The 26,836-nt window shown below is 72.4% G+C and carries 26 protein-coding genes; 14 read left to right on the forward strand and 12 right to left on the reverse strand.

Annotated features, from left to right (window positions below; translation table 11 throughout):
* Positions 1-130 precede the first annotated feature (130 nt).
* The 6 genes from ACFU95_RS31460 (at position 131) to ACFU95_RS31485 (ending at position 5,388) form a co-directional block, all read left to right on the forward strand.
* Positions 131-907, forward strand: a complete 777-nt coding sequence (locus ACFU95_RS31460) for a hypothetical protein (protein WP_383834344.1) — start codon at positions 131-133, stop codon at positions 905-907.
* A gap of 75 nt (positions 908-982) precedes the next feature.
* A complete protein-coding gene (locus tag ACFU95_RS31465; protein ID WP_383834347.1) occupies positions 983-1,264 on the forward strand; it encodes a hypothetical protein in 282 nt (93 codons plus the stop codon).
* 74 nt (positions 1,265-1,338) lie between these two features.
* Positions 1,339-2,616 (forward strand): WS/DGAT domain-containing protein, encoded by a 1,278-nt coding sequence (locus ACFU95_RS31470; protein WP_383834350.1) that lies wholly within the window; start codon positions 1,339-1,341, stop codon positions 2,614-2,616.
* A 26-nt stretch (positions 2,617-2,642) separates the two neighbouring features.
* Positions 2,643-2,918, forward strand: a complete 276-nt coding sequence (locus ACFU95_RS31475; protein ID WP_383834353.1) for an acyl carrier protein — start codon at positions 2,643-2,645, stop codon at positions 2,916-2,918.
* Positions 2,915-4,132, forward strand: a complete 1,218-nt coding sequence (locus ACFU95_RS31480; protein WP_383834355.1) for a beta-ketoacyl-[acyl-carrier-protein] synthase family protein — start codon at positions 2,915-2,917, stop codon at positions 4,130-4,132. Before ACFU95_RS31475 ends, ACFU95_RS31480 begins: the two co-directional genes overlap by 4 nt.
* A complete protein-coding gene (locus ACFU95_RS31485; protein ID WP_383834358.1) occupies positions 4,129-5,388 on the forward strand; it encodes a wax ester/triacylglycerol synthase domain-containing protein in 1,260 nt (419 codons plus the stop codon). Before ACFU95_RS31480 ends, ACFU95_RS31485 begins: the two co-directional genes overlap by 4 nt.
* Here ACFU95_RS31485 and ACFU95_RS31490 read toward each other — a convergent pair.
* The 3 genes from ACFU95_RS31490 to ACFU95_RS31500 form a co-directional block, all read right to left on the reverse strand.
* Positions 5,385-6,518, reverse strand: coding sequence for a DUF4037 domain-containing protein (locus ACFU95_RS31490; protein WP_383834361.1), 1,134 nt, complete (start codon positions 6,516-6,518; stop codon positions 5,385-5,387). The two genes, ACFU95_RS31485 and ACFU95_RS31490, sit on opposite strands and share 4 nt — an antisense overlap.
* A gap of 70 nt (positions 6,519-6,588) precedes the next feature.
* On the reverse strand, positions 6,589-7,092 hold the full coding sequence (locus ACFU95_RS31495) for a GNAT family N-acetyltransferase (RefSeq protein ID WP_383834364.1): 504 nt from the start codon (positions 7,090-7,092) through the stop codon (positions 6,589-6,591).
* Positions 7,093-7,101: 9 nt separating this feature from the next.
* On the reverse strand, positions 7,102-8,025 hold the full coding sequence (locus tag ACFU95_RS31500) for an aminoglycoside phosphotransferase family protein (protein WP_383834367.1): 924 nt from the start codon (positions 8,023-8,025) through the stop codon (positions 7,102-7,104).
* Positions 8,026-8,043: 18 nt separating this feature from the next.
* On the opposite strand from ACFU95_RS31500, the gene ACFU95_RS31505 reads away from it, so the two are divergent.
* Together ACFU95_RS31505 and ACFU95_RS31510 are read left to right on the forward strand one after the other, a co-directional pair.
* On the forward strand, positions 8,044-9,450 hold the full coding sequence (locus ACFU95_RS31505) for an NAD(P)/FAD-dependent oxidoreductase (protein WP_383834370.1): 1,407 nt from the start codon (positions 8,044-8,046) through the stop codon (positions 9,448-9,450).
* A gap of 113 nt (positions 9,451-9,563) precedes the next feature.
* Positions 9,564-12,818 (forward strand): IPT/TIG domain-containing protein, encoded by a 3,255-nt coding sequence (locus ACFU95_RS31510; protein WP_383834373.1) that lies wholly within the window; start codon positions 9,564-9,566, stop codon positions 12,816-12,818.
* A gap of 59 nt (positions 12,819-12,877) precedes the next feature.
* Here the strand turns inward: ACFU95_RS31510 and ACFU95_RS31515 are convergent, their stop codons facing one another.
* The 3 genes from ACFU95_RS31515 to ACFU95_RS31525 all read right to left on the reverse strand — a co-directional run bounded on the left by ACFU95_RS31515 (position 12,878) and on the right by ACFU95_RS31525 (position 16,803).
* Positions 12,878-14,380, reverse strand: a complete 1,503-nt coding sequence (locus ACFU95_RS31515; RefSeq protein ID WP_383834544.1) for an MFS transporter — start codon at positions 14,378-14,380, stop codon at positions 12,878-12,880.
* 104 nt (positions 14,381-14,484) lie between these two features.
* On the reverse strand, positions 14,485-15,465 hold the full coding sequence (locus tag ACFU95_RS31520) for a zinc-binding dehydrogenase (RefSeq protein WP_383834376.1): 981 nt from the start codon (positions 15,463-15,465) through the stop codon (positions 14,485-14,487).
* A gap of 120 nt (positions 15,466-15,585) precedes the next feature.
* Complete coding sequence (locus ACFU95_RS31525) at positions 15,586-16,803, reverse strand: FAD-dependent oxidoreductase (RefSeq protein WP_383834380.1); 1,218 nt, start codon at positions 16,801-16,803, stop codon at positions 15,586-15,588.
* 140 nt (positions 16,804-16,943) lie between these two features.
* On the opposite strand from ACFU95_RS31525, the gene ACFU95_RS31530 reads away from it, so the two are divergent.
* On the forward strand, positions 16,944-17,639 hold the full coding sequence (locus tag ACFU95_RS31530) for a pentapeptide repeat-containing protein (RefSeq protein ID WP_383834383.1): 696 nt from the start codon (positions 16,944-16,946) through the stop codon (positions 17,637-17,639).
* Positions 17,640-17,855: 216 nt separating this feature from the next.
* Positions 17,856-18,065, forward strand: a complete 210-nt coding sequence (locus ACFU95_RS31535; protein WP_383834386.1) for a hypothetical protein — start codon at positions 17,856-17,858, stop codon at positions 18,063-18,065.
* A 105-nt stretch (positions 18,066-18,170) separates the two neighbouring features.
* Here the strand turns inward: ACFU95_RS31535 and ACFU95_RS31540 are convergent, their stop codons facing one another.
* The gene (locus ACFU95_RS31540; protein ID WP_383834389.1) at positions 18,171-18,671 is read right to left on the reverse strand and encodes a hypothetical protein; all 501 of its coding nucleotides are present in this window, start codon (positions 18,669-18,671) and stop codon (positions 18,171-18,173) included.
* A gap of 41 nt (positions 18,672-18,712) precedes the next feature.
* On the opposite strand from ACFU95_RS31540, the gene ACFU95_RS31545 reads away from it, so the two are divergent.
* On the forward strand, positions 18,713-20,104 hold the full coding sequence (locus ACFU95_RS31545) for a M1 family metallopeptidase (RefSeq protein ID WP_383834392.1): 1,392 nt from the start codon (positions 18,713-18,715) through the stop codon (positions 20,102-20,104).
* 29 nt (positions 20,105-20,133) lie between these two features.
* Here the strand turns inward: ACFU95_RS31545 and ACFU95_RS31550 are convergent, their stop codons facing one another.
* The 3 genes from ACFU95_RS31550 to ACFU95_RS31560 all read right to left on the reverse strand — a co-directional run bounded on the left by ACFU95_RS31550 (position 20,134) and on the right by ACFU95_RS31560 (position 21,880).
* Positions 20,134-20,631 carry a hypothetical protein gene (locus ACFU95_RS31550; RefSeq protein WP_383834395.1) on the reverse strand — a complete coding sequence of 166 codons (498 nt, stop codon included), beginning with the start codon at positions 20,629-20,631 and terminating at the stop codon, positions 20,134-20,136.
* A 7-nt stretch (positions 20,632-20,638) separates the two neighbouring features.
* The gene (locus tag ACFU95_RS31555; protein WP_383834398.1) at positions 20,639-21,190 is read right to left on the reverse strand and encodes a GNAT family N-acetyltransferase; all 552 of its coding nucleotides are present in this window, start codon (positions 21,188-21,190) and stop codon (positions 20,639-20,641) included.
* Positions 21,191-21,304: 114 nt separating this feature from the next.
* Entirely contained in the window at positions 21,305-21,880 is a 576-nt protein-coding gene (locus tag ACFU95_RS31560) for a TerD family protein (protein WP_067371740.1), read from the reverse strand.
* Positions 21,881-22,071: 191 nt separating this feature from the next.
* Here ACFU95_RS31560 and arfB point away from each other — a divergent pair, with 191 nt between their 5' ends.
* Both arfB and ACFU95_RS31570 read left to right on the forward strand, forming a co-directional pair.
* Positions 22,072-22,509: an alternative ribosome rescue aminoacyl-tRNA hydrolase ArfB gene (arfB, locus tag ACFU95_RS31565; protein ID WP_383834402.1), complete on the forward strand. Its 438-nt coding sequence runs from the start codon at positions 22,072-22,074 to the stop codon at positions 22,507-22,509.
* Between the two features lie 102 nt (positions 22,510-22,611).
* Complete coding sequence (locus ACFU95_RS31570) at positions 22,612-23,469, forward strand: sigma-70 family RNA polymerase sigma factor (protein ID WP_383834405.1); 858 nt, start codon at positions 22,612-22,614, stop codon at positions 23,467-23,469.
* Here the strand turns inward: ACFU95_RS31570 and ACFU95_RS31575 are convergent.
* The gene (locus tag ACFU95_RS31575) at positions 23,466-24,014 is read right to left on the reverse strand and encodes a GNAT family N-acetyltransferase (RefSeq protein WP_383834408.1); all 549 of its coding nucleotides are present in this window, start codon (positions 24,012-24,014) and stop codon (positions 23,466-23,468) included. The two genes, ACFU95_RS31570 and ACFU95_RS31575, sit on opposite strands and share 4 nt — an antisense overlap.
* A gap of 92 nt (positions 24,015-24,106) precedes the next feature.
* Complete coding sequence (locus ACFU95_RS31580; protein WP_383834411.1) at positions 24,107-24,706, reverse strand: flavin reductase family protein; 600 nt, start codon at positions 24,704-24,706, stop codon at positions 24,107-24,109.
* Positions 24,707-25,044: 338 nt separating this feature from the next.
* On the opposite strand from ACFU95_RS31580, the gene cdgB reads away from it, so the two are divergent.
* Positions 25,045-26,742 (forward strand): diguanylate cyclase CdgB, encoded by a 1,698-nt coding sequence (gene cdgB, locus ACFU95_RS31585; protein ID WP_383834414.1) that lies wholly within the window; start codon positions 25,045-25,047, stop codon positions 26,740-26,742.
* Positions 26,743-26,836: the final 94 nt, after the last annotated feature.

Raw genomic sequence — 26,836 nt, forward strand, 5'->3', positions numbered from 1 at the left:
CGTGAAGTCCACATGACAGCTCAGGCATTACCCCTGTAAGGGCGCAGTACGAATATCAGACTGAGCGCACGCAAGACTGCACTGAATACAACGGATTTCCCTGTACAGGTAATGAAGGGCCGAGGGTTCCATGCGCAAGCTTCACAAGGCCGCGCTCGTCGTAGCAGCGGCCGGCGGTCTGACCGCCATCGGTGCCGGCGTCAGCGAGGCCGCCGACTATCCCGTCGGGTACAGCGGTGCCGCACCGGCTCCCGCTCCCGAATATCAGGCACCTCAGTACGCTCCGGCGCCTCCTCCCCAGTACGCGGCTCCCCAGTACGCTCCGGCGCCTCCTCCCCAGTACGCGGCACCTCAGTACGCTCCGGCGCCTCCTCCCCAGTACGCGGCTCCCCAGTACGCTCCGGCGCCCGCTCCCCAGTACGCGCCGCAGCAGCCGCAGGTGACGGCGGCGGCCCGTTCGACGGGCGCCGCGCAGGCCGTGCGTCCGCACCCGCAGCCGGCCCCGGCGCCGCACTACGCGCCCCCGGCGCCCGCCCCGCGGCAGGAGACCGGTTACGCCTCCGCCTCGGCGTCGTCGGGCGGGTACGCGGAGGCCTCCGGCGCGCCGCACTCCTCGCCGGCGGCCGCGCCCCAGCCCGCCGCCCCGCAGGTCGTGCCGCAGGTCACCCCGCAGGCCGCGCCGCAGGTGATGCCGCAGGTCGCTCCGCAGGTCTCCGCGCCGCAGGTCTTCAACCCGGAGCCCCCGCCGCGGGTCGCGCCGCAGGTGAACCCGCAGGTGAACCCCGAGGTGAACCCGCTGATCAACCCGCTGATCTCGCCGGCCAGCGCACCGCAGGTGCCCGGACTCGGTCTGGGACAGGTCGCGGCGCCTCCGGTGGGCCAGTTGGGTCTGCCCCGGCTCGGCTGAGGGCCCTGACCCCTCGTCACCAACGTTCTGACTCGATCTGCTGCACAGCACGTCCGCTCGACCAACGGAGAAGAAATGCGCAAGCTTCAGAAGGTCGCCCTCGTGGGCGCCGTCCTCGGCAGTGTCGGCTCGTTCGGCGTCGGCACCGCCGCCGCCCACGGCGAGGCGATGGCCCACGACGTCGACATCACGCAGGGCATCGAGTGCCGCTCGCACGACATGAACATCGACGTCCTCGGCAGCCTCGGTCTCATCAACGGCGCGCTGGGCAACGCGCTCAACGGCGAGGGCTCCCCCGCCGCGCAGCCCAGCCACCTCGGCTCGGACATGGGCTGCAACAGCGGAGCGCTCAAGTAGACCGTAGGAAGTGTTCGGTTCGACGCCCGCTCCATCACGGGGCGGGCGTTTGGACTGCGAGCCGGAGAGACCGCATGAGACTGTCCTATGCCGACGAGATGCTGCTGCTCAACGGGTGTCCGGGAGTGATCGGCCTGGCGGTGGTCCTTTCCGGCGAGCAGCCCGACGTGGAGCAGGTGCGGGCGCGCGTCGCCGAGCGGTGGGCGGGTCTGGAGCGGATGAACTGCGTGCTCGACGGCCCGACGGACAGCGGCGGGGCGGCGCGGCAGGGGCTGTCCGGGTGGCGCGGCCGTATGCGGTGGGTCGTCCCGGGCCCGTTCGATCCCGTCGCGCATGTCGGCGTGGCGGGGACCGAGTTGGACGACCTGTGGGCGCGGAGCGTGGACCGGCCGCTGGCCGGCGGGCTGCCGCCCTGGCGGCTCCGCGTGCTCCCGGACGCCGCGCACGGCGGTGACTTCGCCCTGGCGCTCGTGGCCCAGCACGCGCTGCTGGACGGGCGTTCCCTGGCGACCTTGATGCGTTCGCTGATGGACGGCCCGGCGGCGAGGGAGTCGGTGCGGTCGGCACCGCCGGCGCGGTCCGGGCTGAAGGCGGCGGGCAGGGAGCTCATGACGATGGCGGCCGCGGGACAGGCCCTTCCGATGCGGCCGTCCGGGGAGCCGTGCTCCTCGGTCGTGGTGAGCGAACTGCCCGCGCACACCGTCCGGTCCGCGCGCCGACAGCCCGCCGACGGCCGTGGTGCGACGCTGAACGAACTGCTGGTGGGTGCCGTGGCCGGGGCGGTGCGGGCCCGATACGGGCCGGTGCGGCGGTGGCGGCAGCGGGACGAGCCCGCGTACACGGCCGTACCGTGCGACCTGCGCACCGGGGCGACCACGGGAGAACTCGGGAACACCGTCACGGTCGTTCGGGTGCCGTTGCCCGTCGACGTGGACGGTCCGGTGGCGCGGCTGCGGGCGTGCCAGGACGCGATGGCCGTCGTCCCCGAGCGGGCCGCCGCCCACGCCGGCGTGCTGTTCCCCGCCGCGGAAGCGGTTCGCCGGGCGGGTCCCTGGGTCACCAGGCTCCTGGCCGACCGCGGTCGCCACTCCTGCTTCGCGGCGACCGCGACCACGGCCATGAAGTGGCCCGGCGGATCCGGCACCTTCCAGGGCCGTCGGCTCGTGCGCACGGTCGGGCTGCCGCCCCTTCAGCACCCGGGCACGGCCAGCTTCGCCCTGGCACAGGCAGGGGACGCGTTCACGCTCACCGTGGTGTGCCACCTGCGCCCGAACGACGCGGCACGGCTCGCCGACGCGGTCGTCACGGAGTTCGAGACATGGGCCCGGATGGCGACGCCGTCGGTGCTCTGACGGCACCAGGAGATGGAGGCAGTTGCATGGAAGCGGAACACGGCGACGTATGGGAAGCGCTGCGCCCGCTGTGCGCGCGGGTGATGTCGGTGCCGCCGGAGGCGGTGGTCCCGCAGGCTCGGCTGGTCGCCGACCTGGGAGCCGACAGCCTGGACATCACCGAACTGGAAGCGGCCTCGGAGGAGTTGTTCGGGGTCAGTCTGCGGGGGACCGACAAGGCCGCCGTGTCCACCGTGGGTGATGTGGCCGACCTCATCGTGCGGCTGCGTACCCCTGGCGCCCACAGCACCCTCGCCCGATGACCGGCCGACCCGCTGTCGCCGTCACCGGCCTGGGAGTTCGCTGCGCGGCCGGAGCGACTCCGGCGGCGCTCTGGGAGAGTCTCGCGCAGTGCCGTTCCGCGACGGCGGCGCATGTCTTCGACGACGAGGGCACGGTCGTGTACCCCGCGTCCGCGATGACCGCCTTCGACCCCGCCGGCTATCTCGCGCCGAAGGAGGTGCGCCGGGCGGACCGGTCGGTGCAGCTGGCCGTGTGCGCGGCCGTGGACGCCGTGGCGGACGCCGGGGGACTGCACGTCGAGCCCGGCCGGCGGGCGGTGGTCACCGGCACCGGGTACGGCGGGGTGATCAGCCAGGAGAACGGCATCGGACAGCCCGATGTGCTGTACGCGCCCCGGCTGATGAACAACGCGGGGGCGTACTGGGTCAGCGCCAAGCTCCGGATCACCGGGCCCAGCCTGACGGTCTCCACCGCCTGTGCCTCGGGCACGCATGCCGTGGGCGAGGCGATGCAGATGATCCGGGCGGGGTGCGCGGACGTGGTGGTGGCGGGAGGCCATGACAGCCCCCTGACCCCGACGACCGCGCTGGCCTTCGGGCGGGCCGGGGCGATGGTCACCGAGTGCGAGGATCCCGCTTCCGCGTCACGGCCGTTCGACGTCAAGCGGCGGGGATTCGTCCTCGCCGAAGGGGCGGCGTTCCTGGTGCTGGAGCGGCTGGAGCACGCCCGAGCGCGGGGCGCCCGTGTCTACGCCACGCTGACCGGGTACGGGCGGACCTCCGACGCCCACCACCTCACGGCACCGCATCCCGACGGTGCGGGGGCCCGGGCGTGCATGGAGCAGGCGCTCGCCGACGCCGGTACGACCGCCGACGCCGTCACCCATGTCAACGCGCACGGCACCGGCACCGAGCTGAACGACCTCGCGGAAGCGCGGGCCATCAGCGCCGTGTTCGGCCCCCGTGCGGTGCCGGTCACCGCGCCCAAGGCCGTGACCGGACACGGGCTCGGGCTGGCGGGAGCGCTGGAAGCCGTGATCACCGCCTGGTCCGTGCGGGAGGGGCTCGCGCCGCCGACCGCCCATCTCACGCGGCTCGATCCGCGGTGTGAGCTGGACCTGGTCGTCGGCGAGCCACGCAAGATCCCGGACGGACCGGTGATCAGCAACAGCTTCGCCTTCGGCGGCCACAACGCCTGCGTCGTGTTCGACTCGCCCCACGGCTGTGGCACATGAGGCTGACGGCCATCGACGAAGGGCATCTGCGCAACGGACTGCCGGGGACGATCGGTATCGCCGGGGTGTTTCCCGGCGAGCCGTTCGACCTGGCGCAGGTGCGGTCCCGGGTCCGCGACCGGTGGGGCGGGCTGGAGCGGATGAGCCTGGTCCTCCAGCCCCCCGCCGGGCCGACGGCACTGTCCGGCCACCGGTGGAGGACCGACCGGCCCTTCGATCCCGTCGCGCACATCACCGCCACGGACCAGGACCTGGAGTCCCTGCTCAGCGACGGTGTCAGTCATCGGCTGCCGTCCGAACGGCCGCTGTGGAGGCTGCTGGTCGCGCGGCACGCCCTCGTGCTCTTCGCCCATCACGCGCTGCTGGACGGCAGGTCCCTGGAGACCGTCTTCCGGCTGCTGATGGACGACGCCGCACCGCCACCGCCGCGCGTGCCGGCCGCGGCCGACCCGACCGCGCCGGTACGGCAGCGCCCGTCCGTCGGTGCCGCCACCGTGGCCAGGGAGCTGCGCCGCATCCAGGCCCTCGGCCGGCCCCTCCCCACGGTTTCCCCCGGCTCGGTGGGGCCGTCGGTGGCGCTGGTCGAGCTCGATCCGCAGGTGATGCGCACGGCCCGCCGCCAGCCGGCCGGCGGGCGGGGAGCGACGCTCAACGAGCTTCTGCTGAGTACGTACGCAGGTGCTCTGCGCGTCTGCCACGGGCCGCTGCGGGCCTGGCCGACGGGCTCCAACCCTTTCTACGCCACGGTGCCGGTCGACCTGCGGACCCGCCGCACCGCGCACCAGCTGGGCAACGGCGTCACCGTGCTGCGCGTGCCGCTGCCCGTCGACGTCGAATCCCCCGTGGCACGCCTGGAAGCATGCCAGGACCAGGTCGCGGGCTTCGACCGGCGCTGCGACGCCCACCGCGCGATCCTTCCGACGCTGCGGGGCGCCGCACGGACCGTGCCGTGGCTGGCCGGGGCGATGGCACGGCGGCTGGCCCGGCCCGAGCTCACCACCAGTCTGTGCACCGCTTTCAAGTGGCGGGACCACCCCAGTCGTCTGCACGGCCGTCCCCTCGCGCGGATCGTCCCGCTGCCGCAGCTCTCCCCACCCGGTACGGCGAACCTCTGCCTCGTCCACACCGCCGACGCCTACACGCTCACCGTCGTCAGCCACACGCGTGCCGGTGACGCCGGGATGCTCGGCCAGGCGATCGCCCGGGAGCTGGAGGCACTCGCGGTGTCCGACACGGCTGCCGCGCGGGCCGGCTAGGGCTTTCGCACGACGTGGCTCAGGGCGCGGGCCGACTCGGGGCGGGACACGACGTCCGTACTGTCGACGAACTGGTCCACCGCGCCGACGGGCGGCAGGCCCTTGAGGGACGGGTCGGTGATGCGGGCGGTCAGCGCCGCGGTGAAGCGGTCGGCGCGCAGGACCTGGAAGGGTCTGGAGTGGTACGCGCGCGTGGCGGGGTCGACGCGGTCGGTCAGGCGCAGCTGGTTGTGCTGGTGCGCGACGATCTCGTAGGCGTGGACCAGGTGGCGTTCGCGGGTGTGCCAGTCCGTGGCGGCGAGCACGGCCGTGAGCACGGGGGAGAGGCGAGGGCCGGCGGCGGTACGGGCGAAGGCGCTGCCCAGCCACTTGCCGTACGGCGGGTAGCGGCGGTCCATCAGCAGGCACAGCCGCATCAGGTCGCGGGCCAGGCGGGCGGCGGTGACGGCGGAGCCCAGTTCGTCGCCGACCTCGCCGCAGCGGCCCACGAAGGCCTCCTCCTGCGCGATGCGCTGCCACTGGCAGGCCAGGACGTACAGCCAGACGTCGTGGGGGTACCAGCGCAGCGCACGGCGTAACGGGGTGAGGGTGTGCAGGCCGTCGTGGAAGACGGCGCCCGCGGTGACCTCGGCGAGGCGCTGGGTGGGCAGGGCCAGCCAGTCGGCCGGGGTGATGCCCTGGGCCGGGTCGAAGCCCAGGGTGTCGGTGAACCAGGTGGAGGTGCCGGTCACTTCGACGCGGTGGTGGACGGGGCCGTCGGTGCGCCGCATGACGCGGATGTCGCGGCTCTCCCCGGTGGGGGCGAAGTGGGTGGGGTGGCCCAGGAAGGTCTTCGGGAGGTGCTCGGCGAGTATGTGTCTGATGCGGGCGGCGTGGCGGGGCACGTCGTGGCGGTGGAGGAAGACCTGGAGGCGTGGGCCCCACTCGTGGTCGGCCGAGCGCGGGGTGTCGTAGCCGAGGACCTCGGAGCCGCTGCCGATGCGGGCGGCGGAGTGGGGCACGCCGGGGGCGGCCTCCTCCAGCAGGGGGCGTACGGCGTCGGTGTAGAAGCGGCGGGAGAGTTCGAGGCCGGGGACGAAGCCGGGCTCGGACGCGGGGGAGTGTGGGGGGTGCATATGCGTGGGGCTCATGCCCAGGAGTCGTGCCCATTCGGTGAGGGCTCATGCGAACCGCCTTCACGCTGTTGCCGGTTGAGGACATTCACGGCGTCGCCCGCTCGGGTCCGTCCGGCGCGGTGCCCAGCTCCGTGAGCGCCTCGTCCGTCAGGCGGTACACCGTCCACTCGTCCTGGGGGCGGGCGCCGAGCGCCTCGTAGAAGGCGATGGACGGGGTGTTCCAGTCCAGGACGGACCACTCCAGACGCTCGTAGCCGCGCTCCACGCACAGCCGGGCCAGTTCGGTGAGCAGGGCCTTGCCGTGGCCGGCGCCCCGGGCGGTGGGGCGGACGTAGAGGTCCTCCAGATAGATGCCGTGGACGCCGCGCCAGGTGGAGAAGTTGAGGAACCAGATCGCGTATCCGACGGTCTCGCCGGTCGTGTCGTCGGCGGCGATGTGCGCGTAGGCGGCCGGGCGGTCGCCGAAGAGGGCCTCGTGGAGCTGCCGCGGAGTGGCCTTCGCCTCGTCCGGGGCCTTCTCGTACTCGGCGAGTTCGCGGATCAGGGCGTGCAGGGCGGGCACGTCGGCGGGGGTGGCGGAGCGGATCATGGAGTGAGGTTAGCCGCGCGGCTCGCGCAGCCGCCTGGCGATTTCCAGCTGCTCCTCGTCCACCTCGCGGCCGTCCTCGATGTCCCACAGGCAGTTCTGCAGGAGCCGGCCGTACGTCCAGGCACGCGCGCGTGCCCGGTCCAGGCCCAGGACGTCGGTCATGGCGTCGAAGCGCCAGCGCACGTCGTCGGCGTCGAAGCGGTTGGCGAGGGCCGGCCACAGCTCGAAGCCGGGGTCGCCGGCGAGGGGCTTGGGGTCGATGGCGAGCCAGGGGGCGCGCTCGGAGGCGAGGACGTTCTCGTCGTGGAGGTCCCAGTGCAGGAGGCGGTCGCCGGGGTCGTCGACGACCTCGCGTACGGCGGCCGCGCAGTCGGCGACGATCCGGCGGGCCCGCGGGTCCGGGATGTGTTCCAGGGCCTGAGGCGTCTGCTCCAGCATGTCCCGCGCGATGTCGCCGAGGCCGCGCAGGCCGGCGGGCGCGGGGAAGGACGTGAGGTGGGCCAGCAGGCGGGCGATGACCAGGACGGACTCGTGGACGTCCGGGTGGTGCGCGAGCATGCGGGACGAGTCGAGGCGTTCCAGCAGCATGGTGCCGGTGGTCTCGTCGTGGGCCAGGAGGCGGACCGCTCCGTCGCCGTCCCACGCGCGCAGGGCGACCGGTTCGCCCGCGCTCTCCTCGTCGAGGAGTTGCAGCTTCAGGACGGCCGGGGTGCCGTCCCGGCGGAGCACGGGGAGGACCAGGGCGCTGACCCCGTGCATCGGCCGTCCCTCGACCGTCAGTTCCCAGCGGTCGAGGAAGCCGGCGGTCAGGTCGGGGAGTGCGGCGATGAAGGCGCGTCCCGCCTCCCCGTTGTACTCCTCTTGTGATGCGGCGAGCTCTCGTGGAATGTCGATCACCTTGCGGACCCTACGGGGCTGCCGGAATCGGCTCACGCGAATTAACGTCCTCCCATGAGCAGCTCGGTCAACGGTGCCGTGAACGGCGCCATCTCCTTCTGGTACGCGGACGACGGCCTCCCCGCGGTCCGTGAGCCGCTCGCGGGGGACACCTCCGCGGACGTGGTGATCGTGGGCGGGGGGTACACGGGTCTGTGGACCGCGTACTACCTGAAGAAGGCGGTCCCCTTCCTCCGGATCACCGTCCTGGAACAGAAGTTCTGCGGCTACGGGGCTTCGGGGCGCAACGGCGGCTGGCTGTACAACGGCATCGCGGGCCGCGACCGGTACGCGAGGCTGCACGGCCAGGAGGCGGCCGTACGCCTCCAGCGGGCGATGAACGACACCGTCGACGAGGTCGTCCGGGCCGCCGGGGAAGAGGGCATCGACGCCGACGTCCACCAGGGCGGGGTGCTCGAAGTCGCCCGTACACCCGCTCAGTTGGCGCGGCTGAAGTCCTTCCACGCACACGAGCTGTCGTACGGCGAGAAGGACCGCGAGCTGTACGGCGCCCGCGAGACCGCCGAGCGGGTCCGGGTGGCCGACGCGGTCGGTTCGAGCTGGACGCCGCACGGCGCCCGCCTGCACCCGGTGAAGCTGGTCAAGGGGCTCGCGGCGGCCGTCGAGGCGCTGGGCGTGACGGTCCACGAGCTGACGCCGGTCACGGAGATCCGGCCCAAGCACGCCGTCACCCCGTACGGCACCGTCCGCGCGCCCTACGTCCTGCGCTGCACCGAGGGCTTCACGGCCGGCCTCAAGGGTCAGAAGCGGACCTGGCTGCCCATGAACTCGTCGATGATCGCCACCGAGCCGCTCACGGAGGAGCAGTGGGCGTCGGTGGGCTGGGCGGGACTTGAGACGCTCGGCGACATGGCGCACGCCTACATGTACGCGCAGCGCACGGCCGACGGGCGGATCGCGCTGGGCGGGCGCGGGGTGCCGTACCGCTTCGGATCGAGGACGGACAACGACGGCAGGACGCGGCCCGAGACGATCGAGGCACTGCGGGACGTCCTCGTCGGGTTCTTCCCGGCGCTGGCCGGGGTGCGGATCGAGCACGCGTGGTCGGGGGTGCTGGGGGTGCCGCGCGACTGGTGCGCGACCGTCACGCTGGACCGCTCGACGGGGCTCGGCTGGGCGGGCGGCTACGTCGGATCGGGGGTGGCCACCGCGAACCTCGCCGCACGGACCCTGCGCGACCTGGTGCAGCAGGACTCGGGGCAGGGCGGGCGGACCGAGCTGACCGACCTGCCGTGGGTCGGCCACAAGGTGCGCAAGTGGGAGCCGGAGCCCTTGCGGTGGCTCGGGGTGCACGGGCTGTACGCCACCTACCGGGCGGCGGACCGGCGGGAGCACCTCACCAACAGCGCCGAGTCCGCGAGGCTGGCGCGGATCGCCGACCGGGTGGCCGGGCGGCACTGAGGGGATACGCCCCGGTGGGGACAGCGCTTTCTCCAGCCTGTGGATAACTATGAGTACGTTGTCGGACCCCTGTGTCACTATCGCCCCAACGACCACTGATCCAGGGGGATTCCTTGTCCGACGTCGACTCCTGTCCGCGTCCCGGACGCAGACGGGCGGCCGTGTTTCCGGCCGCCTTCGCCGCTCTCGTCTCACTGCTCGCCTCGCTGCTGACCCTGACCGGGGCGAGCCCCGCCGTCGCCGCCGACGAGGGGTGCGCGCCGCTCCCGCTCGCCCCGTTCGGTGACCCGGGGGACGCCGTCGGCAAGGCGACCGTCGCACCCGACTCCAGCGTCTGCTACACCGTCGCCGTCGAGTCGCCGGGCCTGTATCTGGCCCCGGCGCTGGACGACAGCGGCAACACGATGACCAGGCAGCTGCTCGCCGCCGACGGCAGCGAGGTGGACTGCCACGGCGACGGGTACGCCACGCGCGGCATGTGCGCGGTGCCCGCGGCCGGCACCTACACGCTGAAGGTGCTCAACACCGAATGGGACGCCAAGGCCACCTCGGTCACCTTCGTGCCGCTCGGCTCGGCCGAGGGCTGCGCGGACCCCGTCGGCACCGACTGGGACCAGCCGGACGTCACCCGTAGGACCGTGAGCCGGGTGGAGGCCGACTGCCAGCCCTTCGAGGGCGCGCGCGGCGACCGGGTCCGGCTGACGTACGGCACGAAGGTGTACGGCGACTCCCTCGCCTGGATCACCGACGCGACCGGCCGACGGATCTGCGAGCAGTTCCCGGAGAACGACGAGGACAGCTGCGTCCTGCCCGGGGACGGCCCCTACCGGGTGATCTCCACCGTCTCGCGCGCGGAGAGCGGCTTCCCGGCCGAGTTCGCGGTGAAGGTGCGCCGGCTCAACGACCCGCGGGGCTGCACCACCGCCCCGGTCCGCGCCTACGGCCCGCTGGAGGGGCAGGACCTCACCGCCAACCCGTGCTTCACCTTCACGGCCGGTGCGGCGGGACCGTACACCGTGCACTCGGTGAGCGAGGACCGGCAGGTCGGGGTGGCCCGGGTGTACGACGCGGGCGGGCTGAGCGTGTGCCGGTACGAGGCCGACCCGTGCCGGATCAAGACGCCGGGCACCTACACGGCCGTTCTCGACGGCACGTACCCGTTCCGCGACGGCCGCGCCGGGCTGGTCGTCCTCGACCGTGCCTCCGACGCCGGCTGTGTGGCGACCGGGGCCGGGCTGCACAAGGGCGAGCTGAGCGCGGTCGGGCAGTACGACTGCCTGGCGCTGGACGCCCCGCAGGGCGCCCGGATCGCCGCGCTCACCTCGCTCTCGTCGGCCGGGCTGACCCCTGAGGTGGAGGTCCTGGACCGCGCCGGCACGCCGCAGTGCGACGAGGAGAAGCTGCGGGGCGGGGACTGCGCGCTCACCGGTGAGGCCCCCTACCGGGCGCTGGTCCACACCGAGGACGGCGGGGACTCGGCGACCGGCCCCTACGCGGTGGCCTTCCACCGCACCGATGTCGCGCAGGGCTGCCCCGTCCTGCCCGCCGGCAGCTTCGCCGCGGACGGCGCCAAGGCCACCCTGACCACCGGCGGCGGCGTCTTCTCGCACTGCCTGGGCATCCCGGCGGACGCGCACACGGACACCGAGATCTTCCAACTGGTCGCGACCTCCGGGACCGCCTCCGCCCAGTTCTCGGTGCTGGACTCCGACGGCGGGCGGGTCTGCCAGCGCGGGGCCACCACCAACGGCTGGAGCATCTGCTCCCTGACCCCGGACAAGGCCCACACCGTGCTGGTGACCGGCCGCGACGAGGCCGCCACCTACACCCTGACCCGGCGCGACGTCACCGCGAGCGCCTCCTCGGCGGGCTGCGTGAAGACCGCGGCCGCGAAGGTCGGCGGACCCTCGGTGAAGAGCGCGTACGGCGCTCCCGGCACCCTCGACTGCCGTCAGGTGACCACCGCCGCGGACACCGACGTCGTACACGTCAACGTGCGCGACGCCCTCGGCACCGCCAACTCCGCGGTCGTCGCCGGGGACGGCCGCGTGGAGTGCTCCTTCCGCAACACCTCCTGCGCGGTCACCGGGTCCACCACCCACCAGGTCCTCGTGCAGACCCCGGCCAACCTCAAGGCGGCGCCCGAGTACCGCCTGGACGCCCTGCGGATCGCGACCGCCGACGGGCCCGCGCCGGAGTGCGTCAGGGTGCCGTCCGTGGCGTACGGGTACGGGCCGGTCACCGGCACGCTGGACGAGTCGCACACCGCGGTGTGCGCGGCGCTGCCGACCGCCGGGTTCGACCGCTTCGAGACCGACATCAAGGACACCGCCGGCGCCACCACGACCGCGGTGCCGGTGCTGTACAACACGTCGACGTGGGCCAACGGCTGCACGCACTACATCCCGGAGGGCTACGACTGCGACGCGCTCGGCTCCTCTTCGGAGAGCACGCCGACGGTGTTCCTGCTGGGCCTGCCCGAGAAGGCGCCGAGCACGGCCTACAGCGCCAGGCTGACCTGCACCTCCGCGCCGTGCGGCACCGAGGAGACGGCTGTCACCGCCGTCAGTCCGGACACCGGGGCGGCCGGCGGCAAGGTGAAGCTCACGGTCACCGGCACCGCGCTCGGCCCGGACGTCACCGTCCGGATCGGCCAGGCCGGGAAGACGATCACGGCGGCGGCCGACTCGGTCTCCGCGGACAACCGGACGGTGACCGCGACCCTCGACCTGACCGGCGCGGCCACCGGCACCTGGAACATCAGCGTGATCACGCGCGGCTGGGAGTTCCAGCGCGGTTCGTTCACCGTGACCCCGCAGCCCAGGCTGGAGAACACGGCCGCCCCCAAGGTGACCGGCACGGCCAGGACGGGCGCCAAGGTCACGGCCGCGCCCGGGAGCTGGTCGGCGACCCCGTCGTCGTACAAGTACCAGTGGAAGGCGAACGGTACGGCGATCGGCGGGGCGACGGCGTCGACGTACACCGTCCCCGCCTCGATGGTCGGCAAGAAGCTCACCGTGACCGTCACCGCGGTCAGGTCCGGCTGGGTCGGCGGGTCGGCGACCTCGGCGGCGGTGACCGTGGCCAAGGGGGCCGCGCCCAGGGCGACCGGGCTGCCGGTGATCAGCGGCACGGTGAAGGTCGGCAGGACACTGAAGACGTCCAAGGGGACCTGGAGTCCGGCGGCGACGTCGTACGGGTACCAGTGGTACGCGAACGGCAAGGCGATCAGCGGGGCCACCAAGTCGTCGCTGGTGCTGAAGTCGGCGCAGAAGGGCAAGAAGATCACCGTGAAGGTGGTCGCGCGCCGTACGGGTCACCAGGACGGGTCGGTGCTGAGCAAGGCGACGAAGGCCGTGGCGGTCTGACCCTCGACGGAGAGTGGGGGAGGGGTTCCGCGGTCCGGTGGAGCCCCTCCCCCCGTTTCTCAGGCCACCTTCTCCGGCACCGGTGCCTCCTGCGGGGCGCCGTGTTTCGGGGGCTTCGCCGTCACCATCAGGGCCGCGACCAGCCCGGCCAGGAGCATGATGGCGGCGGCCCACCAGATGGCGACGGTGTAGCCGTGGACGATGCCCTCCTTGGTGACCAGGTCCCGCTGGGCCGGGTCGGTGAGGTGAGCGGTGATGTAGGCGGCGCTGCTGGTGGTGGCGATGGTGTTCAGCAGGGCCGTACCGATCGAACCGCCCACCTGCTGCGAGGTGTTGATGGTCGCGGAGGTCACCCCGGAGTCCTGCGGGGCCACGCCCGCCGTGGCCGTGGCGAACACCGGCATGAAGATCAGGCCCATGCCGAGGCCCATGAGGATCAGGGCGGGCAGGATGTCCGTCGCGTACGACGAGTGCACCGTCAGCCGGGTCAGGAGCACCATGCCGACCGCCGCGAGCAGGGCGCCCGGGGCCATCAGCAGGCGCGGCGCCACATGGTCCAGGAGCCGGGCGGCGATCTGGGTGGAGCCGATGATGATCGCGGCCGTGAGGGGGAGGAAGGCGAGGCCGGTCATCACCGGCGAGTAGTCGAGGATGACCTGGAGGTAGTAGGTCATGAACAGGAACAGCCCGAACATGCCGATCACGGCGAGCGCCATGGTGAGGAAGCAGCCGGCGCGCGTGCGGTCCTTGACGATGTGCAGCGGCAGCAGGGGCACCGGGGCCCGGGTCTGCCACCAGACGAAGCCCGCGAGCAGGGCGACTCCCGTCGCGAAGAGGGCGATGACCATCGGGTCGGTCCAGCCGCGCGGCTCGGCCTCGGCGAAGCCGTAGACGATGGCGACCAGACCGCCGCAGCCGAGCAGTACGCCGGGCACGTCGAGGCGGGCGCCCGCGTGGCCGGGGCTGTCGTGGAGCAGGGCGAGGGCGCCGATCACGGCGACGACGGCGATGGGCACGTTGACGTACAGGCACCAGCGCCAGTCCAGGTACTCGGTGAGCAGACCGCCGACGATGAAACCGATCGCGCTGCCGCTGCCGGCCAGGGCGCCGTAGATGCCGAAGGCCTTCCCGCGCTCCTTGGGGTCGGTGAAGGTCGTGGTCAGCAACGACAGGGCCGACGGGGCCAGTACGGCGGCGAAGACGCCCTGGAGGGCGCGGGCGCCGAAGAGCATGCCCGAGGTGGTGGCGGCACCGCCCAGCGCGGAGGCGGCGGCGAAGCCGACGAGGCCGATGACGAAGGTGCGCTTGCGGCCCACCAGGTCGGCGATCCGGCCGCCGAGCAGGAGCAGCCCGCCGAAGGCCAGGGTGTAGGCGGTGATCACCCACTGGCGGTTGCCGTCGGTCATGCCCAGGTCTTCCTGGGCGGAGGGAAGCGCGATGTTCACGATGGTCGCGTCGAGGACGACCATGAGCTGCGCGAGCGCGATGATCACCAGGCCCCACCAGCGGCGGGGGTCGGGGTCGGCGGCCTGGGCAGGTTCACCCGTTCGGGTGACGTTCACCCGGCCAGAAGACCATGAATCGGGAGGTATCGCATCCGGAGCGGGGTGCGGTATCCGGTCGCGGGACTGGCGCGGAACGCGGTCGGGCGGGGGCTTGCTGCTGCTCATGGCTCCAATACCACCTTTCCAGTGGTCGCGCGCGTCTCCAGGGCACGGTGGGCTGCCGCGGCCTCCGCGAGCGGAAAGCGCTGCACGGCGGGGGTGAGGCGGCCCGCGGCGGCCTCGGCGAGGGCGCGCAGTTCGAGGGTCCGTACGGGGTGGGGGCCGCCGGCCTTCCGCATCATCACGGGGCCGAGGACCTGCTGGGAGACGCCGTCGACGAGGTAGGGCTCGCCGTCGTGCAGACCGGCGCCGGACCAGCCGAAGACGAGGTGCAGGCCGCCCGGGCCGAGCAGGGCGACGGACTCGCGGGCCACGTCACCGCCGACGCCGTCGAGGACGACGGTGGCGGGCCGCCCGCCGAGGAAGGCGCGGACCTTCCCGGGCCACGCGGGGTCCTGGTAGTCGACGGCGAGATCGGCGCCGTTCGCCTGTACGCGGGCAGCCTTTCCCGGACCGCCCGCGAGGCCGATGACGACGGCCCCGGCGTTCTTCGCGTACTGCACGAGCAGTGTGCCGATGCCGCCCGCGGCCGCCGGGACCACGGCCACCGCGTCCGGGTCGAGCTCGGCGAACTGGAGGATCCCCATGGTCGTACGGCCCGTGCCGATCATGGCGACGGCCTCGGCGAAGTCGAGGTTGGCCGGGATCTCGTGGACGCGGTCGGCGTCGGTGACGGCCAGCTCGGCGTACCCGCCCGGGGCGAAGCCGAGGTGGGCCACGACGCGCTTGCCGAGCCAGAGTTGCGCGACGCCCTCACCGAGGGACTCGACGACTCCGGCGACCTCGCGGCCGGGGATCGTGGGCAGCGCGGTCGGCTGCGGCGCGGGGCCCTGGACGCCCTCGCGCAGGGCCGTGTCGAGGAGGTGGACCCCGGCCGCCGCCACGGCGATACGGACCTGGCCGGGGCCTGGTGCCGGGTCGCCGGTCTCCTCGTACACGAGGTTCTCGGCCGGGCCGAAGGTGTGCAGGCGGATGGCGTGCATCGGGGTCCCCCATCGGTGAACTCGGGTTGTCAGGGCGCCGCCCGTCCCGTCGCCGGAGTCGGCCGGAGGTGACCGGAGGCGGCCGGGTGCGAGCGGAGGCGGCTGACCGATGCTGCAACCTCAAGCTCGCTTGAGGTCAAGGGCGTGCCGGCCGAGGGCGAGGGACACGGCCGTGAGCGCGCTGTTGAAGGAGACCTCGGACAGGACGCCGGGGGCGGCGACCTGATCGCCCGCCAGATAGATTTCGTGGCCGCGGTCGACGGCGGGGCGGTCGCGCCAGCTGGTGCCGGGCAGGTCGACGGCGCCGGTGCGGCCGCTCGCCACCGACTCGCGCCGCCAGGTGACGCGTTCGCGCCAGCCGGGGAAGCCGAGGTCGAGGAGCTGTTCGGCGCGGGCGATGCCGTCGGCCTTGGTCTCGTGCGGGGCGATCGGGATCTGGCCCTGGATCAGCTGTTCACCGGCGGGCGCGAGGGACCGGTCCTGCGCAGTGCTGCGTTTTCTGGGGGACGCCCCCAGACCCCCGCGCTCCAGCCAGCCGGTCTCGTCGAGGTCGGAGACGGCGAAGGCGTCCCCGCGCCGGGTCCGTACGGCGAGGTCGATGAGCGTCGTACGGCCGCTCGTCCAGGTCAGGGAGTCGTCCTTGAGGAGCCGGCGGGCGGCGTCGAGGGAGGTGGCGACGATGACGGGCGCCTCCGCCGCCGGGCTGCCGGGGCCGGCGAGGTCGTCGAGGCTGTCGACACGGGAGAGGGTCTCCATCCGGACCCCGAGGTTCCAGGCGCGGGCCGCCATCCGGTCGATCATGGTCGCCCAGCCACCCTGCGGATAGTGCGCCTCCGGCGGCAGCCTGGTGGCCCGGCGCAGCCGCTCCCGCACGAACGCGGCGGACAGGGCGCCGGGGTCATGGTGGAACACGGCGACCGCGGAGTAGTGCGCGGCGGCGCGGGCGCCCTCCTCGCCCGCGATGCCGGTGGCCCAGGTCCGGAAGTCGACGTCGACGGGCGCCTGGGGGAGGCCGCGCCGCAGCAGCTTGAGCATGGCGAAGGGCGGGGTGCGGCGCAGGACGCCGCGGTGCCGCAGCCGGAGCCGGGCGGCCTCCAGGGGCGGGATCGGCGCGAGCGGTCCGATGAGGTCCCGCTGCCTGAGCCAGGCCCAGTGCGGGCCGCCGCTGTACAGGGCGTGCGGTCCCTCGTTCGTCCGGTACGGCCCCTCGGCGGTCCGCGCCCGTCCGCCGAGGGTGTGGTGGGCTTCGTACACGGTGACCTTGGCGCCCGCCTCGGCGGCGGTGATCGCAGCGGTGAGTCCGGCGAAGCCGCCGCCGATGACGGTGATGCGGTGCATGGCTGGGGGTCTCCCTCGTACTCGGGGTCGCCTGTCTGGCCTTCTCTGTGAGTACGACGGTGCTGGGCACCCGGAATGTGACATCGGGGGTGTCGTCGCAGGTCACGGGAATTGTCAGTGGTGGGGTGCAGCATGGGGGCATGGCGAGGAGAGCGATGGGTGAGGGCGGCGGTCCGGGGCGGGGCGCCGTGAAGGCGGCGCGGCGGCCCGAGGTGCGGCTGCCGCCGCTGGAGCCGTTCCGGGAGGGGGAGTTGGAGCCGGACGGGGACTACGACGGGCTGGAGTTCCGGGAGGAGGACCTCACCGGGCAGGACGGCGGGGGCGCCCGCTTCATGGACTGCGCGCTGACGGGGTGCGCGCTGGACGGGACGAGACTGCAGCACGCCCGGATCCTCGATTCGGCCCTCACGGGGCTCCGGGGTGTCGGCACCGACCTCGCCGAGTCGACCCTGCGGGATGTGGAGCTGGTCGACGCCCGGCTGGGCGGGGTGCAGCTGCACGGGGCCGCGCTGGAGCGGGTCGTGATCCGCGGCGGCAAGATCGACTACCTGAACCTGCGCAAGGCCAGGCTCACAGACGTCGTCTTCGAGGGCTGCGTCCTGGTCGAGCCGGACTTCGGGGGCGCCCGGCTGGAGCGGGTGGAGTTCGTGGACTGCGCGGTGAAGGGGGCGGACCTCACCGGGGTGACGCTGGCGGACGTGGACCTGCGGGGGGCGGCCGAACTGGACATCGCGCGCGGGGTGGACCGACTGTCGGGCGCGGTGATCAGTTCTGGTCAACTACTGGATCTGGCACCGGTGTTGGCCGCGCAGCTGGGGATCCGCGTGGAGGGTTGAGGGGAGGACTGTGGAACGTCGGAGGGGTTGAAGGACGGCTTTGGTCCATGCTGTGAACGGCCCGTAGAGGGATGGGCGTTCGCTTGCCCACCCGCCACGCGAGCGTGCTTCGATCCCGGCATGACGGGGGTCGTCGGAGTCGTCCGACGGGCTTCCGTCGCAGTGCGCCACGCATTTCGGCGACCCATCCACCAGAGAAGAAGGACGCTCATCAGCATGAGCAACATCTCCCCCATCGAGACCCGTGAGATAGCCGACGCCGACCTCGACGGCGTCGCGGGTGGCCTCTCCGTCGGCGGCTCCGTGGACGGCCTCACCGCCAACTTCGAGCAGGGCCCCAACGGCCTGCCCGTCCTGACCGACATCTCCGCGAAGTCCCTCAGCCTCACCGTCTCCGACATCGAGCTGGGCCCGATCGCCGGCTGAGACAGCGGGTGGCGCGGAGCCCTGCGCGACGGGTTCCGCGCCGGGTTTCCGTGTGGCGGCGGCCTCTCCGACCCGCTTTGCGGGTCGTGAGGGCCGCCGTTGTGCTCAGGCCACCCGGGGATAGCGGGCCTGGAGCGTCCAGATCGCCGGGTTCTCGCCCAGATCCTCGTGCAGGTCGATCAGGTCGGCGATCAGGTCGTGCAGGAAGTCACGGGCCTCGCGGCGCAGTTCGCTGTGCGAGAAGGTCAGCGGGGCCTCCTCCGCCGGCATCCAGTCCGCCTCGACGTCCACCCAGCCGAAGCGGCGCTCGAAGAGCATGCGGTCGGTGGACTCGGTGAAGTCCAGTTCCGCGTGCTGGGGGCGGGAGGCGCGGGAGCCGGCCGGGTCCTGGTCGAGCCGCTCGGCGATGTCGCACAGGGCCCACGCGAAGTCGAGCACCGGCACCCATCCCCAGGCTGTGGACAACTCCCGGTCCGCTTTGGTGTCGGCGAGGTAGACGTCTCCGCAGAACAGGTCGTGGCGCAGGGCGCGGACGTCCGCGCGCCGGTAGTCCGTCTGCGGGGGGTCCGGGAAGCGGGTGGAGAGGGCGTAGCCGATGTCGAGCACGCAGGTGATGGTGTCACGCCCGACCTCATAGGATCACTGGCGTGTCCCGTTTCGCGCCCGTTGCCCTGACTGTCGCCTCCGCCCTGGTCGTCCTGGCCGCGTGCGGTGGCGGTGTCCAGGGCACCCCCGGCGGTTCCGGAGTGCGCGACCCGTACTTTCCCAAGGCCGGCAACGGCGGCTACGACGTCACCCACTACGACCTCGACCTCGGCTACGACCCCGGCGAGGAACACCTCACCGGCACCGCCACGCTCACCGCCCGTGCCACCCAGGACCTCTCCGCCTTCGACCTCGACCTCAAGGGGCTGGACGTCGAGAGCGTCACGGTCGAGGGCGAGCGCGCCCGCTGGAACCGCGCCGGGCAGGAGCTGACCGTCCGCCCCCACGACGACCTCGACGACGGCGAGACGTTCCGTGTCACCGTCCGCTACTCCGGCACCCCGCTGACGATCACCGACGCCGACGGATCCGAGGAGGGCTGGCTGCCGACCGAGGACGGGGCACTCGCGCTCGGGGAACCCGTCGGGTCCATGGCGTGGTTCCCCGCCGACAACCACCCCTCCGACAAGGCGTCGTACGACATCGACGTGACCGTGCCGGAAGGGCTGGAGGCCGTCTCCAACGGCGAGTTGCTCAACCGGTCGACCCGGGAAGGCCGTACGACCTTCCGCTGGCGCACCGCCGAGCCCATGGCCAGTTACGTCGCCACGCTCGCCGTCGGCGACTACGACATCGAGCGCTCCACCACCAAGAGCGGCCTGCCCGTGTACGTCGCCGTGGTGCCGGACCAGGACGCGGCCGGCCGGAAGGTGCTCGCCGAGATCCCCGGGATCATCGACTGGGCCGAGACCGACTTCGGTCCGTACCCCTTCTCCTCCACGGGCGCGATCATCGAGAGCCCCGACGCCGCCGGCTACGCCCTGGAGACCCAGAACCGGCCCGTCTTCCCCGGCGCCCCCGGCACCGAGCTGCTCGTCCACGAACTCGCCCACCAGTGGTTCGGCAACTCCGTGACGCCGAAGAGCTGGCGGGACATGTGGCTGAACGAGGGCTTCGCGACCTACGCGGAGTGGCTGTGGCGGGAGGACGACGGCGGCGACAGCGCGCAGAAGACCTTCGACGCCCTGTACGAGCACGGCGAGGACGACCACGAGGACCTCTGGTCCTTCCCGCCCGCCAAGCCCACAAGCGCCGCGCACCTCTCCGGCGACCCCGTCTACCAGCGCGGCGCGATGGTCCTCCACAAGATCCGCCAGACGGTCGGCGACGACACCTTCTACGCCATCCTCCGGGGCTGGGCGGCCGAACACCGGCACGGCAACGCGTCCACCGCCGACTTCACGGCATACGTCGAGAAGAGGGCGCCGGACGAGGACTTCGACGGCATCTGGGCGGACTGGCTGTACGGGGACGGCAAGCCCGACCACCCGTGACGGCGCCCGCCCTCAGGCCCGCCCGCCCTTCATGCTGCCCGCCCTTGGACCGCCCGGTCGAGGTCCCGCCGGACAGCCGCACGCACCGCCCATACCGCCTCCGCGTGCTTGAGCCGCCGCTCCTGCAACCCGGGTGAGCCGAGCGGTGGATCACCGGCGGCGAAGACGTCCTGGAGGTCCCGCAGCGTCGCGTAGACGTCCTCCAGCAGATCCGACAGCTCCTGTGGGGCGCAGAGCAGTGCGGTCTCACGGGCCTCGTCGCAGCCCGACGCCCGGAACGCCTCCCGCACGGCTGTCTCCCGCGCCGAGCGCGCCGCGTCCGTCTCGTCCCGGCCGGCGACGGCGGCCGCGTGCATGGCCTCGTAGGCCAGCCGGTACTTCGTCAGCACGGTCACATAGATGTCCCGGCGTTCCTGCCGGACCCGGTCGGTGAGGTCGCGGCGCCAGCGGGCCCGGTCCGCGAGCAGCGTCGAGCCGACGCCGACGAGCGCGCCCAGGGCGGTGCCGGCCAGGGTCGTCCAGTCCATGCCGGTTTCAGGTCTCGTCGGTGCCGGGGGAGGGGGCGGGCGGTGTGGTGAGCGGCTTGCGCAGGACCGTGCAGGGGCGGTCGAGTTCGCGGTCCCTGCCGTAGCCGATGGTCTCGTAGCCGAGGGCCGTCCAGAAGGCGAGGGCCGCGGGGTTGTTGTCGAGGACGGCGAGGCGCACGGCGGTGCGGTCCGCCGCGCGGAAGCGGTCCTCGACGAGCGAGGCCAACCGGCCTCCGTGCCCCTGGCGTTGCGCGCCCGCGTCCACCATCAGAAGCCCGATCCAGGGGTCCGGGTCGGACGGGTCCGGATGCCGGGCCAGCGTGATCACGACCCCGACCAGCTGTCCGGCGCTGCGCGCGAGCAGCACCTCCGCCCCGGGGGCCCGCAACTCCTCGGCCAGCGCCGCGGCCACCTGCTCCGGCCGGACGTCGTCGGGGTCAGGGAAGTCGCCGCTGAGTGCGTGGAAGTCGCGGTTGGAGGCGTAGAGCGCGGTGAGTTCGGTGAGGAGCGGGGCCGGGAGGTCGTGGTCGGAGGTGAGGGGAAGGGGGTCAAGGATCATGTGGGGCAACCTAATCGAAGCCCTCGGCCGACAGCCCGGGAACCCCGGAACCCCCGGCCGAAGCCAGGGGTTCCAGTGCGGTGCTGCCCTGCGCGCAGGGCGGTGCGGCGTCCGTCAGACGTTCACGCCGAAGTCCTGCGCGATGCCCACGAGACCCGAGGCGTAGCCCTGGCCGACCGCGCGGAACTTCCACTCGGCGCCGTTGCGGTACAGCTCGCCGAAGACCATCGCGGTCTCGGTGGCCGCGTCCTCGGACAGGTCGTAGCGGGCGATCTCGGCGCCGCCGGCCTGGTTGATGATGCGGATGTAGGCGTTGCGGACCTGGCCGAAGTTCTGCGAGCGGTTCTCCGCGTCGTAGATCGAGACCGGGAAGACGATCTTGTCGACGTCGGCCGGGAGGCCGGCGAGGTTGACGTTGATCGCCTCGTCGTCGCCCGCGCCCTCGCCGGTGCGGTTGTCACCGGTGTGGACGATGGTCTGGTCCGGCGTCTGCTTGTTGTTGAAGAAGACGAAGTGACCGTCCGAATAGACCTTGCCCTGCGGGTTGACCGCGATCGCCGAGGCGTCGAGGTCGAAGTCCGTGCCGGTGGTGGTGCGGACGTCCCAGCCGAGGCCCACGGTGACGGCGGTCAGGCCCGGAGCCTCCTTGGTGAGCGAGACGTTGCCACCCTTGGACAGGCTTACAGCCATTGTTGGGAGTCCCTTCCCTCGTTGCGGTACGGCTAGAAGCTACAGCTACCCCTATGAACGCAGAGAGGGGTACCTCAAGTTCCAGGTGTCTTTACTTTCTTTGCCAAAGAGCACCCGTAGGGGAGCACAGGGAGCACGGCGAGCACGAAGAGCCGATATTCACGTGACGTGGACCGGACACGACAGGGAACATGGAGGACATGTCTGGTCCCCACGTCATCCGCGGCTCCGTCTCCCTGCCCGAGGCCGAGCTCATGTGGCGTTTCTCGCGGTCGAGCGGCCCGGGCGGCCAGCACGTCAACACCAGTGACTCGCAGGTGGAGCTTCGCTTCGACCTGGCGAGCACCGAGGCGCTGCCCGAGGTGTGGAAGCAGCGGGCGCTCGAGCGGCTCGCGTCCCGCCTCGTCGACGGCGTCATCACCGTCCGCTCCTCCGAGCACCGCTCCCAGTGGCGCAACCGCGAGACCGCCGCCGTACGCCTCGCGGCGCTCCTGGCCGAGGCGACGGCCCCGCCCCCCAAGCCGCGCAAGCCGACCCGCATTCCCCGGGGGATCAACGAGCGCCGCCTGCGGGTGAAGAAGCAGCGCTCGGAGACCAAGCGGGGGCGGTCAGGGCGCGGCTGGGGGTAGCGGCTCCGCCGCACCGACGTGCTCGTCCGTCGTGTCACATCCGCGTCGCGCCGTCCGTCAGGCAACTGACGACGGATCGCGACGAGAGGCTGTGACGGACGGATGAGTGACAAGGACTTCCTGGCCCAGCGGTTCGAGGCGCACCGCGCTCACCTGCGTGCCGTCGCCCACCGCATGCTCGGGTCGACCGCCGAGGCGGACGACGCGGTGCAGGAGGCGTGGTTCCGGGTGAGCCGGTCGGACACCACCCGGATCGACAACCTCGGCGGCTGGCTGACGACGGTCGTCGGGCGGGTCTGCCTGGACATGCTCCGGTCGCGCAGGTCCCGCGCGGAGGAGCCCCTGGACGCCGGCCCGGCCGCCCCCACAGCCTCCGCCGCCGTGAGCGACCCCGAGCAGGACGCCCTCCTCGCCGACTCCGTGGGCGTCGCCCTGCTCGTCGTACTGGACACCCTGACGCCCGCCGAGCGGCTGGCGTTCGTGCTGCACGACCTGTTCCGGGTGCCGTACGAGGAGGTCGGGGCCGTCGTGGACCGTACGCCGACCGCCGCGCGGCAGCTCGCCAGCCGTGCGCGGCGTCGGGTGCGCGGCGCCGAGGCGCCCGGGGCCGGCCAGGCGGAGCCGCGCAGGCGGCGGGAGGTCGTCGGCGCCTTTCTCGCCGCCGCTCGGGACGGGGACTTCCAAGGGCTGCTCGACGTCCTGGATCCGGACGTCATCGCGCGCACCGAGGCCGGGGTGGCCACGGGTGCGGCGGCGGTGGCGCGGGGTGCGGCGACCTACGGGTCGCTCGCCGCGGTCGCGCGACCCGCGCTCGTCGACGGTGCCACGGGGGTGCTGGTGGTCGTCGGGGGTCGGGTGGAACGGGCTTTGAAGTTTGCTTTCGTACGGGATCGGATCGCCGTGATCGACATCGTGACCGACCCCGAACGGGTGTCCCGGCTCGACATCAGGCCGGTCTAGTCACCCGCCCCATCGCCCGCCTGGCCCGGCTTCGGCTTCCGCTCCGGCTCCAGTTCCAGCACGCCCACCGTCTCGCCCTCGCTGGTCTCCCCGTTGGTGCGGAAGCCGAGCCCGAGGTAGAAGCCCTCGGGGCCGTTCGGGCCGGGATGCCAGGTGACGTAGAGCCGGCTGCCGCCGCGGCGGCGGATCTCCGAGGCCACGGACTCGACCGCGAACCGGCCGTATCCGCGGCCCTGTTCCCCGGCGGCGATGTTCAGCCGCCACAGGCCCGAGCGGAAGAGGGTGCCGTCGCCGCGCCAGTCGACGTCGAGAAAGGCCATCAGGAACCCGACCGGGCGGTCGCCGTCGACGATCAGGCGGGGCCAGGCGACGCCCGCGGGGTGGACGTATGCCTCGGCGAGTGACTGCGTCACCGGGGAGACGGCGAATTCCTGCTCGGGGCGGACGCGTATGCCGGTCGCCGCCTCGAAGTTTCCAGGTGTGATCTTTTCGAGGCGGAGTGCGGGAGTCGCCGGAGTTGCGGCAGCCGAGGGAGTCGATGTCATCCGGGGACCGTATGCCGCGTGGTCATCGGCGGCCACGGATTTTCGTCGGGCTTCCCGTTCCGGGCCCCGGCTTCCGCCTTGATCGCCGATCTTCACCCCAACTGCCGGTATCGCCCCCGGAAATACGTCAGCGGCCCTCCGTCCGAGCTCGGCAGCGACGCCGACAGGACCCGGCCGATCACCAGGGTGTGGTCGCCGGCCGTGACGCGCTGTTCGGTACGGCACTCCAGGGTGGCCAGGGCGCCGCCCACCAGCGGGGCGCCGGACTCCCCGCCGCGGACGTACGGGATGTCGGCGAACAGCAGGCGGTCGCTGACCCGGCCCTTCATGGCGAAGCGGCCGGCGATGTGCCGCTGGCTCTCGGTGAGGACCGAGACCGCCCACAGGGGCTGCTCGGCGAGCAGATCGTCCATGCGGGACCCCTCACGCAGGCTGACCAGGACCAATGGCGGGTCCAGGGACACCGACATGAACGCCGTGGCCGTCATGCCGACGTCCTCGCCGGCCGGCGCGTGCGGGTCGTCCGGGTCCAGCGGTGGTTCGAGCGCGGTCACCAGGACCACTCCCGCGGCCAGCCGCGACATGGCGGCACGGAACTCGTCGTTGCTCACTCCCTCAGCATGCCCAAAGGCGCCGCGGGCGGCGGGGAGGACGGCGGTCACGGGCGGCGCGGGCGGGGAAGTGTTCGGCACGCGGAAAACGCTAGTGTCAGCTTGGCGCACCCGACATCGGGCCTTCGCCCGAGAAGGGTCCTAGGACTACGGACGGAAGGCCGGTGCGCCAGTTCGGAACCGTTTCGGGGCATCTCCACAAGCACGCCGAGTTTGCGTTCAGTAAAAGCACAGGAAAATCGCAGAAACTCCGCTCAATTGTTCACGTTTATCTGTGACTTGAGTCACAAGGGGCATTAATTGTTGACCCTGTGTACCGAGTAGGCAGCGCGCTGTGATTCAGTGGCGGTGAACCGAGCAAGGAAGATACGCCGAAGAGCACCCTTGATTCACTGCGAGGTCTCGGGGGGAGGGCGAGCATGGAGACCGAGTCGGAGCCGTATGTCCGCCTTGCGACCCTGCGGCAACTGCACCAGGTCATGGCTGACATGAACACGGCCCGCAGCCTGGCGGACACGCTGCAGACGGTCGCCGATGGTGTCGTCACCGGCCTCGGTTACGAGCTCGCGTGCGTCAACCTCGTACGCCCCGACGGCGATCTCGTCGTCGCCGCCTTCTCCGGCAATCCCGCGGCCGAGGCCCTCATCACCGGCCGGGTCGGCTCGCGCGATTCCTGGGACCGCCGGCTGAGCATGGGCCGGCACTGGGGCGACCTGGTCTTCATCCCGCACACCGAGGGCTGGATCCTCGACGACGACGACGTACCGCAGTGGTACACCGACGGCCCCGCGCCCCGCTTCGAGGACGAGTGGCACCCCTCGGACCGCCTCTTCGCACCGATGTACACGCCCGGTGTGCAGGGCGGCGCGTGCGGCGAGCTGATCGGCGTCCTGTCCGTGGACCGGCCGCGCAACGGCCGGCTGCCGGGCGCCTGGGGGCGCGAGGCGCTCCAGATGTACGCCTTCCAGGCCGCCATCGCGATCAGCAACGCGCGTCTACGCGCGAATATGCAGCGGGCACTGGTCCGGCTGGAGCGCGAGCAGCAGGCCCTGCGCGCGAGTGAGGAAAGCTTCAGGCAGGCCTTCGAGTACGCCCCGTCCGGCATGGCCATCGCCGAGATGGGCGGCGACCAGCACGGCCGGATCCTGCGCACCAACGACGCCCTGTGCCGCCTGCTCGGCCGCCCCGCCTCCGCGATGCGTCGCTACGCCTTCTCCGACCTCGTCCACCCCGAGGACATCGGCACCCTGCTGCGGACGTCCGCCGAGGGGGGACGGGCGGAGCTGCGACTCGGGCGCCGTGACGGTACGTATGTCTGGGTCAGCCTGCGCAACAGCGTGGTCGCCGACGCCGCCGACGGCCCCCGCTTCCTGCTCACCCACGTCGAGGACATCGAGGACCGCAAGCGCCGCGAGCTCCAGCTCGCCCACCGCGCCTCCCACGACTCGCTCACCGGCCTGCCGAACTCCGCCGAGCTGCGCTCCCGCCTCTCCTCCCGGCTGTGCCAGCGCTCCTCGACGCCACAGGCACTCGACTCCGCCCGCACCGGGGGCACCTCCCTCGGCGCCGCCCTGGAGTCGGTCGACGCGGCCTACGGCCACCCCGCCTACGACGCCAACGGCCACGGCTTCGACTTCCGGCCCGCGGTGGCGGCGTTCGACGCCTACGACCACCACGTCCACACCGTGGCCCCGGCCGAGGGTGAGCGGGACGACGGTGCCAAGGGGCTCGCGGTCCTCTTCTGCGACCTCGACGGCTTCAAGTCGATCAACGACCGGTTCGGGCACAACGCGGGTGACACGGTGCTCATCGAGGTCGCGCGCCGGCTGACCCGAGGGGTCCGTGACGGCGACACCGTGGCCCGGCTCGGCGGCGACGAGTTCGTGATCCTCGCCGACGGGCTCGGCCGGGCCGACGCCCAGGACCTCGCCGTACGCCTGCGCAACGAGATCATCCAGCCGATCCGGGCCGAAGGACGGGCCGTGCGGGTCGGCGCCAGCTTCGGTATCGGGTGGGCACACTGCGGGATGACCGCGGACGAAGTGCTGAAGTCCGCTGACGAGCGGATGTACGTAGAGAAACGATCTCGTCCCAAACAACACAGACGCGCCGGGTAACTCCCAGGTCAGCGAGCTGATGCGATCCGAGTCACCCGTTTGGGTCAGCAGGAGCGGGTAGGCTCGCCATTCTGACCCCACATCGCATCCGCCC

The organism is Streptomyces sp. NPDC057623, from assembly GCF_042800355.1.
GTDB lineage: Bacteria > Actinomycetota > Actinomycetes > Streptomycetales > Streptomycetaceae > Streptomyces.

Coding starts and splice junctions, on each gene's coding strand:
- ACFU95_RS31460 (WP_383834344.1), top strand. CDS start 131: ATGCGCAAGCTTCACAAGGCCGCGCTCGTCGTAGCAGCGGCCGGCGGT.
- ACFU95_RS31465 (WP_383834347.1), top strand. CDS start 983: ATGCGCAAGCTTCAGAAGGTCGCCCTCGTGGGCGCCGTCCTCGGCAGT.
- ACFU95_RS31470 (WP_383834350.1), top strand. CDS start 1,339: ATGAGACTGTCCTATGCCGACGAGATGCTGCTGCTCAACGGGTGTCCG.
- ACFU95_RS31475 (WP_383834353.1), top strand. CDS start 2,643: ATGGAAGCGGAACACGGCGACGTATGGGAAGCGCTGCGCCCGCTGTGC.
- ACFU95_RS31480 (WP_383834355.1), top strand. CDS start 2,915: ATGACCGGCCGACCCGCTGTCGCCGTCACCGGCCTGGGAGTTCGCTGC.
- ACFU95_RS31485 (WP_383834358.1), top strand. CDS start 4,129: ATGAGGCTGACGGCCATCGACGAAGGGCATCTGCGCAACGGACTGCCG.
- ACFU95_RS31490 (WP_383834361.1), bottom strand. CDS start 6,518: ATGAGCCCCACGCATATGCACCCCCCACACTCCCCCGCGTCCGAGCCC.
- ACFU95_RS31495 (WP_383834364.1), bottom strand. CDS start 7,092: ATGATCCGCTCCGCCACCCCCGCCGACGTGCCCGCCCTGCACGCCCTG.
- ACFU95_RS31505 (WP_383834370.1), top strand. CDS start 8,044: ATGAGCAGCTCGGTCAACGGTGCCGTGAACGGCGCCATCTCCTTCTGG.
- ACFU95_RS31520 (WP_383834376.1), bottom strand. CDS start 15,465: ATGCACGCCATCCGCCTGCACACCTTCGGCCCGGCCGAGAACCTCGTG.
- ACFU95_RS31525 (WP_383834380.1), bottom strand. CDS start 16,803: ATGCACCGCATCACCGTCATCGGCGGCGGCTTCGCCGGACTCACCGCT.
- ACFU95_RS31530 (WP_383834383.1), top strand. CDS start 16,944: ATGGCGAGGAGAGCGATGGGTGAGGGCGGCGGTCCGGGGCGGGGCGCC.
- ACFU95_RS31535 (WP_383834386.1), top strand. CDS start 17,856: ATGAGCAACATCTCCCCCATCGAGACCCGTGAGATAGCCGACGCCGAC.
- ACFU95_RS31550 (WP_383834395.1), bottom strand. CDS start 20,631: ATGGACTGGACGACCCTGGCCGGCACCGCCCTGGGCGCGCTCGTCGGC.
- ACFU95_RS31555 (WP_383834398.1), bottom strand. CDS start 21,190: ATGATCCTTGACCCCCTTCCCCTCACCTCCGACCACGACCTCCCGGCC.
- ACFU95_RS31560 (WP_067371740.1), bottom strand. CDS start 21,880: ATGGCTGTAAGCCTGTCCAAGGGTGGCAACGTCTCGCTCACCAAGGAG.
- arfB (WP_383834402.1), top strand. CDS start 22,072: ATGGAGGACATGTCTGGTCCCCACGTCATCCGCGGCTCCGTCTCCCTG.
- ACFU95_RS31570 (WP_383834405.1), top strand. CDS start 22,612: ATGAGTGACAAGGACTTCCTGGCCCAGCGGTTCGAGGCGCACCGCGCT.
- ACFU95_RS31575 (WP_383834408.1), bottom strand. CDS start 24,014: ATGACATCGACTCCCTCGGCTGCCGCAACTCCGGCGACTCCCGCACTC.
- cdgB (WP_383834414.1), top strand. CDS start 25,045: ATGGAGACCGAGTCGGAGCCGTATGTCCGCCTTGCGACCCTGCGGCAA.